Source organism: Halomonas sp. ND22Bw (assembly GCF_003011945.1).
Taxonomy (GTDB): Bacteria; Pseudomonadota; Gammaproteobacteria; order Pseudomonadales; family Halomonadaceae; genus Halomonas; species Halomonas halophila.
This window is the reverse complement of record NZ_PXWD01000111.1, coordinates 1-495: the sequence shown is the minus strand read 5'-3', so window position 1 is coordinate 495 and position 495 is coordinate 1. Positions and strand designations below refer to the sequence as shown.

Below are 495 nucleotides of genomic sequence, written 5' to 3'. Positions count from 1 at the left end.
CATCGGTTTCGGCACCATCGGCGAACGACTGTGGGTCAGCCCGCGCTTCCATCGGGTCCACCATGCGATCGGCATCGGGCACGAGTCCGCCGGCCCATCGACCCTGGGTGGGCACAACTTCGGTGTGCTGCTGCCGTGGTGGGACATGATCTTTCGCACCGTGAATTTCGAGCCGCGCTACGACCCCACCGGCATCCGCGACCAGGTCGAGCCCGATGCGCAAGGCCACGTGCGCGACTACGGGCGAGGCTTCTGGTCGCAGCAGTGGCGCGGACTGCGCCGGATGGTCGGGCGGGGCTGAGGCTTTCGCCCGGCCGCAATCGCGGGCTGTTCATGGCGGGGCGTTATCCTCGGCACCCCATGCGCCTTCTTCTCGATTCCTTCTGGCGAGCCGCCGCCTACTGCCTGCGCCCCCGGGTGATCGTGCTGTCGCTGCTGCCGCTGCTCGTGATCGTCGTGCTGGCGGCTGGCGGCCCTCAGACGCCGATCTTGTCC

General features: G+C 68.5%; 1 protein-coding gene. It reads left to right on the top strand.

The features are described from left to right. A partial coding sequence (locus CVH10_RS17220; protein ID WP_369335849.1) for a sterol desaturase family protein occupies positions 1–301 on the top strand: 301 nt, incomplete at its 5' end. Positions 302–495: the final 194 nt, after the last annotated feature.